The 16,045-nt window shown below is 70.4% G+C and carries 11 protein-coding genes and 1 pseudogene; 11 read left to right on the top strand and 1 reads right to left on the bottom strand.

What is annotated here, in order from left to right:
* The first annotated feature begins 61 nt into the window (after positions 1 to 61).
* The 6 genes and pseudogenes from ABZ937_RS25310 (at position 62) to ABZ937_RS25285 (ending at position 7,649) form a co-directional block, all read left to right on the top strand.
* Positions 62 to 952: a S8 family peptidase gene (locus tag ABZ937_RS25310; RefSeq protein ID WP_361695561.1), complete on the top strand. Its 891-nt coding sequence runs from the start codon at positions 62 to 64 to the stop codon at positions 950 to 952.
* Between the two features lie 187 nt (positions 953 to 1,139).
* Positions 1,140 to 1,514: an SH3 domain-containing protein gene (locus ABZ937_RS25305; protein ID WP_361695559.1), complete on the top strand. Its 375-nt coding sequence runs from the start codon at positions 1,140 to 1,142 to the stop codon at positions 1,512 to 1,514.
* A 190-nt stretch (positions 1,515 to 1,704) separates the two neighbouring features.
* Positions 1,705 to 5,619 carry a DNRLRE domain-containing protein gene (locus ABZ937_RS25300; RefSeq protein ID WP_361695557.1) on the top strand — a complete coding sequence of 1,305 codons (3,915 nt, stop codon included), beginning with the start codon at positions 1,705 to 1,707 and terminating at the stop codon, positions 5,617 to 5,619.
* Positions 5,619 to 6,107, top strand: coding sequence for a hypothetical protein (locus tag ABZ937_RS25295; protein ID WP_361695555.1), 489 nt, complete (start codon positions 5,619 to 5,621; stop codon positions 6,105 to 6,107). Before ABZ937_RS25300 ends, ABZ937_RS25295 begins: the two co-directional genes overlap by 1 nt.
* 293 nt (positions 6,108 to 6,400) lie before the next feature.
* A pseudogene (locus ABZ937_RS25290) lies at positions 6,401 to 6,526 on the top strand (IS5/IS1182 family transposase); the annotation flags it as partial.
* Between the two features lie 613 nt (positions 6,527 to 7,139).
* On the top strand, positions 7,140 to 7,649 hold the full coding sequence (locus tag ABZ937_RS25285) for a transglycosylase SLT domain-containing protein (RefSeq protein WP_361695553.1): 510 nt from the start codon (positions 7,140 to 7,142) through the stop codon (positions 7,647 to 7,649).
* Between the two features lie 365 nt (positions 7,650 to 8,014).
* Here the strand turns inward: ABZ937_RS25285 and ABZ937_RS25280 are convergent, their stop codons facing one another.
* Positions 8,015 to 9,244, bottom strand: coding sequence for an ATP-binding protein (locus tag ABZ937_RS25280; protein WP_361695551.1), 1,230 nt, complete (start codon positions 9,242 to 9,244; stop codon positions 8,015 to 8,017).
* A gap of 1,032 nt (positions 9,245 to 10,276) precedes the next feature.
* Between ABZ937_RS25280 and ABZ937_RS25275 the strand changes: the two genes are divergently transcribed.
* From ABZ937_RS25275 to ABZ937_RS25255, 5 genes are all read left to right on the top strand, one after another.
* Positions 10,277 to 11,014: a TauD/TfdA family dioxygenase gene (locus tag ABZ937_RS25275; RefSeq protein ID WP_361695549.1), complete on the top strand. Its 738-nt coding sequence runs from the start codon at positions 10,277 to 10,279 to the stop codon at positions 11,012 to 11,014.
* Complete coding sequence (locus ABZ937_RS25270; RefSeq protein ID WP_361695547.1) at positions 11,011 to 12,342, top strand: lysine 2,3-aminomutase; 1,332 nt, start codon at positions 11,011 to 11,013, stop codon at positions 12,340 to 12,342. Before ABZ937_RS25275 ends, ABZ937_RS25270 begins: the two co-directional genes overlap by 4 nt.
* A 23-nt stretch (positions 12,343 to 12,365) precedes the next feature.
* Positions 12,366 to 13,292, top strand: coding sequence for a DMT family transporter (locus tag ABZ937_RS25265; protein WP_361695545.1), 927 nt, complete (start codon positions 12,366 to 12,368; stop codon positions 13,290 to 13,292).
* Positions 13,293 to 13,714: 422 nt separating this feature from the next.
* A complete protein-coding gene (locus ABZ937_RS25260; protein WP_361695678.1) occupies positions 13,715 to 14,167 on the top strand; it encodes a transposase family protein in 453 nt (150 codons plus the stop codon).
* A 57-nt stretch (positions 14,168 to 14,224) separates the two neighbouring features.
* Positions 14,225 to 16,030: a CocE/NonD family hydrolase gene (locus ABZ937_RS25255; RefSeq protein WP_361695543.1), complete on the top strand. Its 1,806-nt coding sequence runs from the start codon at positions 14,225 to 14,227 to the stop codon at positions 16,028 to 16,030.
* The last annotated feature ends 15 nt before the right edge of the window (positions 16,031 to 16,045 follow it).

Raw genomic sequence — 16,045 nt, 5'->3', positions numbered from 1 at the left:
CTCGGCGTCGGCATCTCCCGGCACTGTGGGGACGCTGTCCGGAGTCGCGCGGACCTCGGCGTTGTCCGTCACCCGGAAGGTTCCGTGGAACCTGGACATTCTCGACCAACGGTCGCGGCCGCTGAACGGAAAGTTCACGACCACCGCCACGGGCAAGGGCGTTCACGTCTACGTGATCGACACCGGCATGGACATCGCCCACACGGAGTTCGGCGGACGTGCCCACCTCGGCGCCGACTTCGTGGGCCCGAAGGACTCCGGTGACTGCTTCAGCGAGGCGGGGACCGGCCACGGCACGTTCGTCGCGGGCATCATCGGCGGCGCGAAGTACGGGGTGGCGCCGAAGGCGGAGCTCGTACGCGTCCAGGGCATCCTGTGCGAGAGCGAGGGCGGCGGCTCCCAGGCGGAGGGTGAGGCGGCCCTGGTGAAGTCGGTCAAGTGGGTCACCGCGCACGCGCAGAAGCCCGCGGTGGTGAACATGTCGCTCAACCTCGACCACCGGTCGGCGGCCCTGGAGTCCGCCGTGAAGAAGATGGTCGACGCGGGGATACCGACGGTGGTGTCGGCCGGCAACTTCCATGACGACGCCTGCAAGCACTCCCCGGCCGGCGTCCCCGGCACGATCGTCGTGGCGGCCTCCACCTCGAACGACCGCCCATGGAGCGACACCGACGCCTACGGATCGGGTTACGGACGATGCGTGGACCTGTACGCCCCCGGCCAGAAGGTGACCGCCGCCCTCGCCGGTGGCGGTACTGCCACGGAGACCGACGGCGCCACGTCCTGGGCCGCACCGCACGCGACCGGCGTGATCGCCCTGTACCTGTCGGCACACCCCCACGCCACGGCCAAGGAGGTCCACGTCTGGCTCGACCACACGGCCACCCGCGGTGTCCTGCGCGGGGTGCGCTCCGACACTCCCAACCGGCTGCTCAACACCGGCGGCCTCTGACCTGACGGGCAGTTCCGGTCGCCACGGTGAAAGGCGTCCTCCGGTGCCTACCGCCGAGGTTTACCGCACTTCCACCCTCGGGTTGACGTGCAGTGCGACGAGACCTTCCTAACGTATCGACTCGTCATGAACTGCCCGGCGGGTGCGGCCGTCCACCGCACCCTTCCCGTCATCGGGGGAGCTCCGCATGCGCATCGCCAAGCCACGCATTCTCGCCGCCACGCTCGTCATCACCGCGGCGGTGTTCACGCCGGCCGTCACCGCGGGCCCCGCTCACGCGGTTGCCCCCTGCGGCAAGAGGGTCGGCGACAAGGACAACAGCACCTGGCACGCCACCGCCAACGGCGCCAACATGCGTTCCGGTTCCAGCACCGGATGCCACATCAACGGGCTGGCCGCGCGGGGTGACGTGCTGGACTACCACTGCTACACCTGGGGAGCCTGGCAGGGCGATCAGCGCTACGCCTGGACGTATGCGCGCAACACCCGTACGGGCGTGGAGGGCTGGCTGCGGACCGACACCATGAGCGACTTCGGCAGCGACGTGTACTGCGGCTTCTGACAGGCCCCGGCGGTGACATCTCGAAGTGTCTGAAATGCACAGGTATCCAGTCGTATGACTACGGCCTGCCACTGGTTCGGTTCGTGGGTGTGTGCCGTGCCTCTCAGTGGACGGGCATGGACATGATGGCCTGAATCCTGTGAAGATCCTTTGAAATTTGTCAGGCACCTGTAAATCGGGGTTTCACTGCATGAAAAAACGTCACAGACCGGTGCGTGCCCGCGCACTGGCCTATGCCGCGTACGCCGTGGCCGGCGTCCTCACCGTGGGCCTGGGTCTGCCCGCGTCGCACGCCCCTGCCACGGCCTTCGCGTCGCCGATGCCGGCTGCGGCCGCATCGGACGACGACGATGCGGCGATCGGCGCGGCCCGCAAGCGAGCGGCCGCCCTCGGGGAGCGCGTGGAGGTCACGGCCCTGCGCACCGAAAGCTCCACGACGTACGTCAACCCCGACGGGTCCGTGACCGTCGAGTCGGCCACCGGCCCGGTCCGGGTCAAGGACGACGACGGCTCTTGGCATGACATGGACACCACCCTCGTCCACCGCGACGGCCACATCGAGCCCCGGTGGGCCGCGGCGGACATCCACATCTCCGACGGCGGCTCCGGTTCGCTCGCCGAGGTCGGCGAGGGCGACAAGACGCTCGGCATCAGCTGGGACGGGACGCTCCCCGAACCCGAGATCCAGGGCAACACCGCCGTCTACAGCGACGTGAGGCCGGGCCAGGACCTCGTGGTCACCGCGCTCCCGGAAGGCTTCTCGCACCAGCTCGTCCTGAAGGAGCGCCCGAAGGACGACGTGGAGCTGCGGATACCCGTGTCCGCCGACGGCCTGAAGCTCCGCGAGAGCGCCGACGACCGGCTGCTGTGGGAGAGCGACAGCGGCAAGCATGTCGCCACCGCCCCCGAGCCCGTGATGTGGGGAGCCGGGGAGGGCCCGGCTTCGGGTGACCCGGCGAAGGTCACCGACGTGGACGTCGCCGTCGAGAACGACGCCGCCGGCCAGACCCTGGTCCTCAAGCCGGACACGTCGTTCCTCTCCGACCCCACCGTGAAGTACCCCGTCACCGTGGACCCGACGAACACCCTGCTCGGTCCGCTGACGGACACCTGGATCCAGGACGACGACTACCCCACGTCCCAGCGCGGCTCGACCGAGCTGAAGGCCGGCACGTACGACGGGAAGCAGCGCGCCCGTTCCTACCTCAAGTTCGACACGGCCCGGTTCGCCGGCAAGCACATCGTCGACGCCGACCTGCGCATGTACTCGTACTGGTCCTCCTCCTGCTCGGCGGACACCTCCGGCATCCAGGTCCGGCGCGTCACCAGCGACTGGGACCCCTCCGCCATCTCCTGGAGCAGCCAGCCGGGCACGACGACCACGTCGGCCGTCGTCTCCAAGGCGGCCAAGGGCTACAACTCCAGCTGCCCGGCCGGACAGGTGTCCTGGGACATCGACGGCGTCGCCCAGGCCTGGGCGGACGGCCAGCCCAACTACGGCGTCCGGCTCGCGGCCGTGGACGAGACCGATCCCCTCACCTGGCGCCGCTACCGCTCCGCCAACTACGTCGACGGATCGCACGACGCCGCCACCGAACCGTCGCTGATCGTCACCTACAACTCCGCCCCGACGGTCCCGAGCGCGCTCGACGTCAGCCCTCTCAAGCCCGGAACCACGCTCACGACCGCCGCGTCGCTGACGCCCACCCTCCAGGCCAAGGTCGGCGACAGCGACGCCGACTCCTCCCTGGTGACGGAGTTCCAGGTCCAGCCGGACCCCGCCTTCGCCGACACCACCTACACCTGGACCGGGAAGACCGGCGCGTTCGCGCCCGGGACCGTGGCCACCGCGCAGATCCCCACCGCGTCGGCCGCGCCCGACGGCAGCCACCTGCAGCTGCGCGCCCGCACCAGCGACGGGATCGACACCTCCGCCTGGTCCGACTGGAAGGCCTTCCGGGTCGACGCGACCGCCGTGCAGCCCGCCGACCTGCCCACGCAGCTCCAGGCCGGCGCGACGGACACCCCCTCACCCCTCGTCACGGGCGTCGTCACCTCACCCAACGGCGGGATGGTCGAGGCCCAGTTCCGGCTCGGCAACGCGAGCGGGACCCAGACCCTGGGCACCCAGATGGTCCCGAACGGAGAACGCGTCGGTTTCCAGATTCCCGCCGACCGGCTCACCTCCGGCGGCCCCTTCGACTGGTCGATGAGGGCCTGCTACGAGGGCAAGTGCTCGGCGTGGACCGACCCCACCCCGATCGCCGCCGGCAGCGGGGCGCCGGCCCTTGAGTCCGCCGCCACCTCGGTGGACCTGCCGCTGACCAAGGCCACCGTCTGCACCGACTCCGACACCTGCACCGGGGACACCGGCGCCGCCCTGAAGGTCGGCAGCGTCTCGGGCAAGAACTGGCGCAGCTACCTCAAGGCCGACGTCTCCAAGGTCCCCGCCGGCGCCCGCGTCACCGACGCCGTGCTCAAGCTCCAGACGAGCGGTGCCATGTCCGGGCTGGACGTGCACGCCCTCAACGCGGCCTGGGCCACGACCGGCACGGGCAGCCAACTGGACGACGCCACGGCCCCGGAGGCCAACCTGACGGCCGCCGCCCCGTGGGTGACTGACGTCACGGGCCTCGTCACCGGCTGGACCGACGGAGCGGACACCAACAACGGCCTGGTGCTGCGCCGGCCGGACGACGCACCGAGCACGGCGGGCATCAGCTTCACCTCCGCCACGCTCACCGTCCACTACGAAGCGCCCGCACCGCCGTCAGCGCCCACGGCCGTCCACGCCCGGCCCGGGGACGGAGGTGCACTGGTCACCTGGACAGCGAGCGACGACAGCGGATACAGCGACACCGCCCTCACCTACGAGGTGAAGGCTCTCGATCCGGCGGGCACCGTGGTGGCCAAGCGCACCACCGACGCCACGAACGCCGTGATCACCGGCCTGACCAATGCGACCGCGTACACCTTCCAGGTGACCGCGAGCAGCCCGTACGGCACGAGCGGCAGCGTCACCAGCGCGGAGACCAAGCCGCTGAGCGCCCCGCTCGACAGCGCCACCTACACGCAGGCCGTCGACGAATACCTGGACGCCGGCGCCTCCCTGACGACGGGCGCGTACAACAGTGCCGCCGCGGCGGCGAACGGACGCCCGCACGCCGCCATGTACACGTCGCTGCTGAAGGCGGAGGAGTCCTGGGTGATCGACACCCGCGACGGCCTGAAGACGGACGGGCTGACGTACACCTCGATCACCACCGACCTCTCCGACGCCCTGGTGCTGCCCTCCACCGACGGATCGGTGACCGTCCGCGCGACGGTGAGTGAGAAGCGGACCGTGGCGGACATGCCCGATGACCCGTCGACTTCCGAGGGGGCGTTCCTCTACACCTTCTCGGGCGGGGCCGCACCGGTGCTGCGCAGCAGGATGAACGCCGAGATGTACGAAGAGCGGCTCGCGAAGGACGAGCGGGCCCTGGGATCCGTCACCTACGGCACCGTCGAGACGGACAACGGCACCACCCCCGCCACCCGCGCGGTCGGCATCGCACCTCCCACGTCGTCGTTCTCCGCGGCGCAGCTCTCGAGCGCGACCATCAAAGCCAGCGGCACGGCGAGATGGGCGAGGGAGAATGTCCACAGCCACGAGGAGTACGGCAGCAACGACTGCACCAACTTCGTGTCCAAGGCCCTGCACTGGGGCGGTGGCATGCGCATGAAGGGCGTCGACAAGGACAGGAAGGGCGTCGACAACTGGTGGAGCATCTACAAGACAGCACCGCACGCGGTGCCCTACCACTACAACTCCTACACGTGGACGGGTGCTGACTACTTCCACCGCTTCCTGGACCGCCACAGCAACGGCTATGTCAACACCGAGTCCAAGCAGAAGGAAGCCAAGGTGGGTGACATCGTCATCTTCAACTGGGGCGGCAAGGGCGCCTGGGACCATGCCGGCGTCATCACCAAGATGGTCCACGGAAAGGCCATGGTGACCGCGCACAGCCACACCCGCCTGGACAAGCCTCTGGACGAGTACCTCCGCAGCTCCAGGGGCACCTGGGCGGACATCATCCACGTCGTACCGGGGTGGTACTGATGCCCGGACCGTCCAAGAGGAACCTGTGGGTGGCGGCTTCTGCGCTGGCCGTCCTGGCGACCGCCGCACTCACCTGGTGGCTGCTGCGCGACCCTGCCCCCTACGCACTGGGCAAGACACCGGAAGTCAAGGTCACCGTCCACGCCGTGAAGTCCGACTACCCCGAGGCCGAGGAGGTCGCCGACGACGTCGACCTGCTCCTCAAGGTGTACGTCCAGCGGCTCCGGGCCGGTGACCCCACCGACCTCGCCCACCTCGGCGCCCCCTGGTACACGGGCCGGGACCGGGCCGCCCAGAAGCTGATCACCAGCTACGGTGCACACGCCGGCCAACCGGTAGAGGCGATCGTGCAGGACCCCGCCGTGCCGAACCTGGCCGACGTCGAAGTCCGCTTCGGCGACGGACAGCGGCAGAAGCTCCAGCTCAGCCGCGACCACGACGACGTGTGGTGGCTGCAACTGGGTAACGGCGACCCCGTGGCGCCGTAGAAACCCGCTCCGCGCACCGGAGCACACCGCACCACGAGCAGCCGCCCGCGACTTCCCGCGGGCGGCTGCCCGCCGTCCGTTCGCTTCCCGTCGGATGACGGCGGCGGTGCGGCCGGGGCACGGGGCGTGGCCGCGATCGTTCCTGCGGCCCGTGCGGAGCATGGCAGGGGACAGCGACCTTCCTCGGCGTGGGATCGACGGCAGACGCTCCGGGCGCCGACGGCGCCGCCCCAGGATCCCGCCGACCAGCCCGAGCCCGGCCATGGACCCCACCACCATCATCACCATCACCGCGAGCTCTGCCGCCTCGCTTCGGCGCCGCAAAGTCGACGGCTCCTCGCCGGTTCCTCCTCTGGCCCAGAGCCGGTGTCGGGGGTCGCCTGGACGAAGCCGTGCTGCACCCGCTCGACGGTGCCGGCGAAGGCATCGAGTCCGGTCAACGATGAGGGCGACGCCACTGGATCATCGAGCGCACAATGTCCTGGCTCTCCGGCTGCCACCGCGCGTTGTGTCCTTCACCTCGTCCTGCAGCGCCTCGGTGAGGACTCACTGCGGCGCAGGCGCAGGCGCTGGCGCTGCCCCTGCCTCCAGGGACACAGCCGGCACCGCCGTGAGTGACCCCCGTCGGTCGGGCCGTCACCGGGCGGAGGGCCCGGTCCGCGCTGGCTGCGGCCCCCATCCCGGCTGTGACGCCCTCGCCTTCCGGCCGGGCTGGGGGCGGGCACAGGGGCCCCGAGGCGTGATGCCGGCCATGCGAGCGGGATCACATCCTAAAGAGGGCCGTATACGCAGACCTCGCTGAAATGGCCTGATTGCCGCCGATCTGAATAGATCGGGCATTTCTACGTAGGTGGGTAGTAGGTCACATCATTGCGTCCGCTGTCGGCCGCCGCTAATCATGGCTGTCGTCGCCGATCCGGACGACCGGAGCGAGCCAGCCCCCTGGGTCTGCCCGTCTACACGGATGGCCGACGCCGCCGCCGACGACAGCGGCCGGCACTGACGACGTCCCCTACGGAGAGTTGCTTTCGCATGGCCATGATCAACCGCACCCGCATCGCCCGTCTCGGTCTGACCGGTATCGCCACCACGGGCGCCGCAGCCGCAGCGCTCACGCTCATGCCGGCCAGCGCACACGCCGCCGAGACGACGCAGGCGCATGCCACCGCGGTCACGGCCTCCGGCAACGACAGCGGCGCCTCCGTCTCCAGGAGCGGCCGCGCCGACAACCTCGACGGCTGGATCAAGCAGTCCCTGCAGATCATGAAGACGAAGGGCATCCCGGGCAGCTACGAGGGCCTCAAGCGCAACATCATGCGCGAGTCCGGCGGCAACCCCGGCGCCCAGAACAACTGGGACGTCAACGCCAAGCAGGGCACCCCCTCCAAGGGCCTGCTCCAGGTCATCGACCCCACCTTCAACGCCTACCACGTCGACGGCACCGCCCAGAGCATCACCGACCCGGTGGCCAACATCACCGCCGCCGCCAACTACGCCGCGCACCGCTACGGCTCCATCGACAACGTCAACTCCGCCTACTGACCGGACCCTCCCGGCCGACTGCGGGGGCCGGTCCCCGTCGAACGCGACAGAGCCCACGCATTCGTCCAGGGCTGCTGGAAGGCCGGCGTGCTCTGGTACGACGTCGACCTGACCGCACGTACCTGCAGCTACTTCGGCAGTGACGGTGACAGCTACACCGAACGCTATGTGGCCGTCGACATCTGAAGCCGTGCCCACCGCCGGCGCGCCACCCCCCTGACACGCCTCACGCTCACACCGGCACAAGGCTTCACCGACAGCGCCTCCCGCCGACGGTCCGATCGCAGCCCTATGGGCGGCGTCGGCAACGGCTGCGGGACGGGTTCGACCGTCTGCCGGCGAGGGCCGTGAAGTGTGCCGCCTGATCACCGCGGGTGAGTGGACGGCGGGCCTGCCGGCCCGCAGAACGCGGCGAGGCGCGGTACCGCGAGGCTGATGTCGAACTCGCCGTACTCGATGGGAAAGTGCTGGTAGTGCAGGTCGATGAGGTTCTGGTTGGCCAGCCTGCGGATGACGTGGCGCGGCCGCTCGACATCCGGGAGCAACTCGTACAATGACTCTACGTGCAGCCGATGCCCGTCAGCCGCAGCCACTGACGCCAGGACGCGGCGCTCCGGTTCCGAGCAACTGCGCAGCAGACGTGGGAAGAACATGCGGTTGAGCCTGTTCTGCACGTCGATCAGCGTGATCCCCATCGTGGCCTGGTCGATGGGCGAACCCGGCGCGTGACCCCAGGCCACCGCACCCACTGCCTGCAGCAGCCACGGACTGCCCTCACAGAAGTCCACCGCAGCAGCCAGTGCCTCGTTACTGAACCTGACGCCTTCCCCGGCTGCGGGCTCGGTGAGAGCGCGGCGCGAGTCCGCCGCTGTGAGCGGTTCCAGACGCTCATAACTGAGCGTCTCAGCACGGGATATATAGGAAGTGACCATGGTGGGGTCTGCCATCTCCGCGCCCGTGGCCTGCCAGGACGGGAAGAGGCCGGAGCCGAGGAAGGACACCGGCAGGGCGCGCTGGGCCGCCGCGTGCAACGCTGCATTGAGCGCGTACAGGTCCTCATTGGGGATGATGTGGACCTCATCCAACGCGAACAGCACACCGATGCCCTGCAGCCGGGCAATCTCCCCGATCTCCAGGACCAGCCGGCGCAAGTCGAGCTCGATGATGCCCGTGTCTGCTGTGCCGGTGACAGCCTCGGCGTTGATGTCGAGCCGCAGACCCGCGACCGACACCGAGGCGAACGCCTTGAGGATGCCCAGCGCGCGGCGCACCCGGTCGGTGAAGCGGTGCCGGGTGCTCATCTCCAGCAGAACGTCCCGCGCCATGAGAGCGATGAGCGCGGACATCTGTGTGCCAGGGATGGCCTCCTCGGCACCGACGAACCAGCCCCGCTCGCGGGCGCGCTCCACCATGAGGTTGAACAGCACTGTCTTCCCTGAACCCCGAGCCCCGGTGATCAGCGGCGCGTCGTCGGACCGGCCCGCCTCCAACCGGTCCAATGCCACGTCGAAACGATCCAGGATGCTGCCCCGGCCCACAAAGACCGCGGGGCGCGTTCCGGCGCCGGGGCTGTAGGGCGAGGACCGGAGATCCATGGCTCACAACTATAGAAACCAAGTGACGGGCAGCGGGACGCGTTCGTCATGTTGCGCCCAGCTTTCCGAGTGGCCCTCAGCACCCAGGAACTGCGCGGCCTGGAGCTGGAGGACGGCATCTCCCGCCTCGCCCGCAACCGGCTCAAGCAGCTGGTCAAGGAAGGAGGCCGCCGCTGGCTTGGACGACTCCGACAGCTACGTCCGGCGCCGCCTGCACAACCGCCGGCACACCGTCATAGAGGACGCGCTGTAACCCGATTCCATTCCGTCGGCGACGTCATCACATGCACCGGCGAACACGCCGGACCGAGATCCGCCTCACCAGCCACAGCCCCGCTGCGACCTCGCCACCTCTTCCCGCATGAAGGGACACGCCGCGATGTTGGGGGCCTTCCTCTGCGCCATCACTTTGTCGTGCAGCTCGCACAGCGGCTCCGGCGGGTGAGAGTGGCGGCCGATTCGCTGATCGTGTTGGACAGCTCCGCTGTTCCGGTGCCCGCGTTCGCGCGCGGCGTGCCGGCGGTGGCCGACGCCTTCGACCGCCACGCCTGGCTGCCCGCCGCGGCGGACCTCAAGAAGCACCTCCTCGCCCGGTTCTCGCCGGAGAGGCCATGGGGCTGCTGGTCGGGGTGGCGGGCCGCTCACGGCAGGGCTCGGCGTCAAGGGCGTGGCTACCGTTCCTGGGGTGCGCTGAACGAGGTCCTGGCTGCCCTGCCTGGGGGGAATCTTCCGGCCGTCCGGCCGAGACCGTGCGTGGGAGACCGGCCGACCTCAGCGGGCCGAGGGACCTCGGTGGCGTCGGGGGCACATGGGCGGCGCCGGCGGGCGCCTGCCTTGACACGGGTGGTGGAACGCCGGGTTCCGGCCGCGGCGGTCCTCTCGTGCGCCGGTGTCCGGAAGCGGTCACCCCTCGTTGCCCCGCCTCCCACGGCCACCGAGGATGGGCCGCGTGGTGCCGGGGTGCGCCCCGGACGGCGGGGGGACTCCGCCATCGTGACCTGACACGGGTGACATGCCGAAGGGAGGCACGCGTTGACAGCGCCACACCTTGCCGCCGGCCACCTGACTTCCGGCCTGGACCGGCTGGAGCAGGACGGCTACGCCGTCGTGGAACGGCTCGGCGGGCAGCGCCACGCCATCGAGTTGTTACAGCGGATCGGCCACTTTCTGCCGCAGTACACAGGCACCGTCGAGCACGAGGTCGTCCACCGCCCCGGTCATGAGGGCCGGGCCTACTCCCAGAGCCGCAACACCATCCGGGCCCACACCGAGGCACCCGGCTGGGATCCCAGTCCGCGCTATCTGGCCCTGTACTGCCACCGCCAGGCCCGCTGCGGCGGTGGGCACACCGACCTGCTGGACCTGCACACCCTGCTCGGGCTGCTCGGTTCCGACGACACGGCCCTGCTGACCGGCGCCGCGCTTGCCTTCCCCGGCCCGGACGCCGATCAGGAGGGCCACCGGCCGCTGACCGTGCCGATGCTGTCGTACGACGGGAAGCGGCCCGTTCTGCGGTTCAGCTACAACCTGCTCACGGCCGCCGACTACGACGCTCCCCTGGACGCCGCTCCGCCATCGGAGCACCTGCCGCTGGGGCAGCGGGGCATCGACCTCGCGCATCGGGTCGGCGCGCTGTTCGCGCAGCACCGCACGCGAGTGCTCATCCCGGACGGTGCGCTGCTGATCTGGGACAACCAGCGGATGCTGCACGCGCGTTCACAGTACGCGGACGAACGCCGCCATCTCACCCGGTACTGGATCGCCGCATGAGCGCGGTGCACACCGTCGCCCCACCTCCCGTGGGCACCCGCACGCTCTCCGGACGGCGCCTGGCCGCACTGGTGCGCGAACGGTGCGGGGACGAACAGCTCGCACACGACGTGGACGTGGTCGCGCGGATCCTCCCGTTCAAGGTCAGCGGGCATGTCGTGGACGAGCTGATCGACTGGTCGCAGGCACCCGACGATCCGCTGTACCGGCTGGTGTTCCCGCACCGCGACATGCTGACATGGGATCAGTACGCTGCGGTGGAGCGGGCGCTGGCGTCGCCAGGGGCGCTGCGCGCGGCCGTCGCGGACGTACGGCGTCAGCTCAATCCGCATCCGGGCGACCAGCTCACCCGTAACGTTCCGCACGGGCCGGACGGAAGCCCGGTGGACGGCCTCCAGCACAAGTACGCCCGGACCGTGCTCGTCTTCCCGCGGCAGGGGCAGACCTGCCACAGCTACTGCGCCTACTGCTTCCGCTGGGCACAGTTCGTGGGTGAGCCGGACCTGCGCATGGCCGATGACGGCCCGGCTGCGATGGCCGCGTATCTGCGCCGTCATCCCGAGGTCACCGACGTGCTCTTCACCGGCGGAGACCCGCTGATCATGCGCGCGGAGATCCTGCGGCCGTACATCGACGCTCTCCTCGCACCCGGCCTGGAACACGTCGTCACCGTGCGCATCGGGACCAAGGCCCCCTTGTTCCACCCCGCCCGGCTGACCGTCGCCCCCGACGCCCCGGCGCTGCTGCGCCTCCTCGAACGGGTCGTGCTCGCGGGACGGCATCTGGCGGTGATGCTGCACATCTCCCACCCTCGCGAGCTGGCCCCGGACAGCACGCGGGCGGCCCTCGCCGCCCTGCGCGGCACCGGCGCCCAGTTGCGCTCGCAGGCGCCGGTGGTACGGCATGTGAACGACAGCGCCGAGGCCTGGGCCGAGTCCTGGCGCGCGCAGGTCGCCCTGGGCATCCATCCGTACTACCAGTTCGTGGAACGGGACACCGGCGCCCAGCGCTACTTCGGGCTGCCCCTGCACCGCGCCTACGAGATCCACCGGGACGCCGTCGAGTCGCTCTCCGGGCTCGGGCGCACCGCGCGCGGGCCGGTGATGTCGACGACCGAGGGCAAGGTGATCGTCGACGGGGTGACGGAACTGCCGGACGGGACACGGGCGTTCGCGCTGCGCTACCTCCAGGCACGGGAGAGCGGACTGGTGGACCGGCCCTTCCACGCGCACTGGGACGCGGAGGCGCAGTGGTGGTCGCAGCTGCGGCCACTGGGCTCCTACGACCGCCGGTTCTTTCCGGATACGGACAGGACGGGCGGCCCCTGAGCGGGCAGGCCCGCCGGACCGGCGTGGGCGTCGCGCTCGCCCTCCTGTCGGCCTGCTGCTTCGGCACCGGCGGTGCGGCGACCAAGGTGCTCGGCGAGGCCGGTCTCGCCCCGCTGCAGATCAGCCAGGCCCGCCTCAGCCTCGCCGGGGTGCCGCTGCTGGCGATCGCGCTGATCCGCAGCCCGCACGGCCTGCGGGTCGCTCCACGGGACTGGCCCGTGGTGGCGGCTGTGGGAGCGGGGTCCTTCGCGGGGGTGCAGACCCTGTGCGCGATCTCCGTAGCCCGCATCCCGGTCGGCGTCTATGTGGTGCTGCAGTTCCTGGCACCGGTGATCGTGGTGGTGTGGCTCCGGGTGCTGCGCGGGGTGCGGCAGCCGGCGCCCGTCTGGCTGGGCACGGTCCTGGTGGTGGCGGGGCTGTTGCTGGTGGGGCAGGTGTGGTCGGGGACGCGGCTGGACGGAGTCGGGGTGCTCACCGCGCTGGGGGCGGCGGTCGCGCTGTCCCTGCGGTTCCTGCTCGCCGGGCGGGCGCTGGCCCGGCACGACGCCACGGCCGTGACCGCGCTCGGCGTCAGCGTGGGCGCGGTGGTGGTCGACCTGGCGCGTCCGGTCAGCGCCTTCCCCTACCGGAGGCTGGGTGCCCCCGCCCGGGTGGGCGAGGCGATGGTGGTGCCGCTGTGGGCGGTGCTGTTGTGGACCGCCGTCGTCTCCACACTCCTGGCCTGCCTCTGCGCGCTCGCGGCGCAGCGCTTTCTGGCGCCGGCCACGGCGAGCGTGCTGTCCACGGTGGAGGTCGTCGCCGGAAGTGGGACGGGGCTGCTGTTGCTCGGAGAGCGGGTGACGGCCGCGCAGGGCGCCGGTATCGGCGTCGTTCTCATGGGCGCGGCTCTGGCCCAGCTGCGTGCCGGAACGGCGCGGACGGCTCGTGCCCGGTGGCGGCGGGCGGCATAGGACCCCGCTCGCCGGCACCGGGCGGGGCGTGCCTGAGACCGCGGGAGACCTCCGGCTGCCTGCGCCCGTGGTCCACTCCGCCCTGGAGCGGCCCGCCGCCGAAGGGCTGCTGACGGGTCCGCGCGGACAGTGCGCGAGCGCGCCAAGGACCTGCGCCGCGAGGCCCTCAAGGGGTTTTCGTGGAGGTCGGCCCCAGGGCGCCAGGGGTGCCCACTGCTCGTCGGTCAGCGGGCGCATGCGCCCGCTCGTGGACGAAGCCCCTCATGTCCGCCCGGAGTTGGGAGACTCGACCTGACGACCTCGTGCGTGGTTGGCCGTGGCTCGGCACCAGGATGGCTCGTTGAGTTGTGCAGGGTGGGGGCTGGGGCGTGTGAGTTGATCGGCCTACTGGTAAGCACCCGGGCGCCGACGCTCAGACCAGAATCACCGACGGCACGCAGATCCGGGTGCTGCGCCCGGCGGCAGATCGCAAGGACCGGGCCAAGTTCATCTCCGGCAGGACCAAGCAGAACGCCGTGAAGTCCATGGACCTCACGGACGCCGAAGGGCGCGTGCTGTACTGCGGTCCCGTCCGGCCGGGCGGTTGCGCCGACATCACCCACGCCCGGCAGCTCGGCTTGGTCAAGCTGCTGGCCGACGGACCATTCATGGCGATCCTCGGCCGCGCCCCGATCGCCTTCACCACCGAGTCGGTTCGCTTCCAGTTCACCACGGCGACCAAGCCGACCGTCCTCAGCGAACGGACAGCAAGCCTCCTTGCCGCTCAGGCGGCGCTGATGGCGGCAGCTCCGCTGCCTCGGGCTGGTGCGCGGTGTCCACCCGTTCGGGTACGGCCGACCGCCCTTCCGTTTCGGTGCTTTCGTCCGGATCCATGATCCGTCTGGATGGCGTCCTCTCGGACGCCCTGTGCTGGCCAGGAAAGGGCGGATCGCATGACAACAGCAGACGGAGAGCCGATCGCGTCGATCACCGACGCGACACTCGCCGATATCGCCGGCAACGGCATCTGGCGCGGCGCGAGCCTCGACATCAACCCGTCGGTGCTCGCCGTCGCCCGGGCGCTGCTCGCGGCCGTCCAGGGCACCGCCCCGGCCGGCACGCTCCCCGAGGAGTTGCAGGAGCTGGTGGCCGGCGTTCGTCGGCGTGCCGAGGTCACACTCCAGCGTGTCCCCATGGCGGAGGCGGTCAGCCTCTCGGCGTTCGCGATCAAGCAGAACGCTTCGGAACCGCGCCCGGTGGTCATCGTGCCCGCCGGGTGGAACCCGTACGGCTGGCTGCCGTTCATGGCCGGCTACCTCTCGCTGGCGGTACGCGGCTACCACGTGCTGGCGTACACCCCACGGGGCATCGGCAAACCAGGGCTGGTGTCCACGTCCGAGGGGTTCATCGACGTCGCCGGTCCGGTCGACTGGGCGGACGGATCGAAGGTGATCGACCACGTGCAGGCGCAGTTCGCGCCGAGCAAGGTCGGGTTCATGGGCGTGTCCTACGGTTCCGGGATCAGCCAGCTGGTCGCCGCGCACGACCGGAAGGACCGGGTCGCCGCCGTGGCCGCGCTGAGCACCTGGGGCAACCTCGCCACCAGCCTCTATGACAACGGCACCCGGCACGAGGAGGCCGTACGGAAGCTGATCGAGTTCACCGGCGGCGCGGAGGAGGAGAAGTTCGACGAGAAGACGCGGCGCATCCTCCAGGACTTCCGCGACGGGCGGAACATGGAAGGCGTGGTGGCCTGGGGCACCGAGCGCTCCCCGGAGACCTACGTCGACATCACCAACGCGCGAGGCATCCCGACCTTCTACTCGAACACCTGGCACGAGAGCTTGTTCCCCGTCGGCGAGGCGATCGCCGTCTTCGAGAAGCTCACCCCACCCAAGCACCTGAACCTGTGGATCGGTGACCACGGCGCCCCGGAAGGTGCCGGCATCACCGGAGTGCTGACCGGCGTGGCCTTCCCCGGCCTGCTGACACCCACGCGGGAGGCCTACGCCTGGCTCGACCACCACCTGCTCGGCGAAGCCAACGAGGTGCCCGACTGGCCGGTGGTCAACAGCCAGGTCATGTTCACCTATGAGACTACCCCGGCCGTCGGCGGCGGCAGGCGCATCACCGCCCCGGCCCGACGCGAACCGCTCCCGTCCTGGACCGATGCCACCACCGCCACCGAGGCCTGGTACCTGAACGGCAACGGCGGCAACGGCGACGGGACCCTGTCCGACAAGCCGTCCACGGGCTGGAGCCGCGACTTCACCGCCGGCCACGAGACCAGTGCCACCGCGATGGACGACATCATGGAGACCGGGCAGAAGGAGTGGTTCGGCAACCCGAAGCGCTACGATCCGGCCGGCTTTGAGCGGACCCGGATGCTGGTCTGGTCCACCGAGGAACTGGCGGGCGGCCGCCGGATCCGCGGCACCGCCCGCCTCCGGCTCACCGTCCGGATCGAGGAGGCCGGCGCCGCGACCCTGGTCGCTTACCTCTTCGACATCGCCCCGGACGGCAGCGCCCGCATCATCACCCACGAGCCTTTCACCGCCACCGGCCTGAGCGCCCACACGGACCGGACCGTCAGCTGGAGGCTCCAGCCGACCGCCTACGACCTGCCCAACGGCCACCGCCTCGCCCTGGTCGTCAACAGCCGCGACAAGCTCTACGCGTTCACCGGCACCCAGGGCGGCACCACCACCATCAGCTCCCCGATCGGAGAGGAAGCCATCCTGGAGCTACCGCTCGGCTGAACGGCATCCCGGCGT

The sequence above is a fragment of the Streptomyces sp. NPDC046727 genome (assembly GCF_040645635.1).
GTDB lineage: Bacteria > Actinomycetota > Actinomycetes > Streptomycetales > Streptomycetaceae > Streptomyces.
The sequence above is the reverse complement of the archived record's forward strand: the minus strand, read 5'-3'. Positions and strand labels throughout refer to the sequence as shown.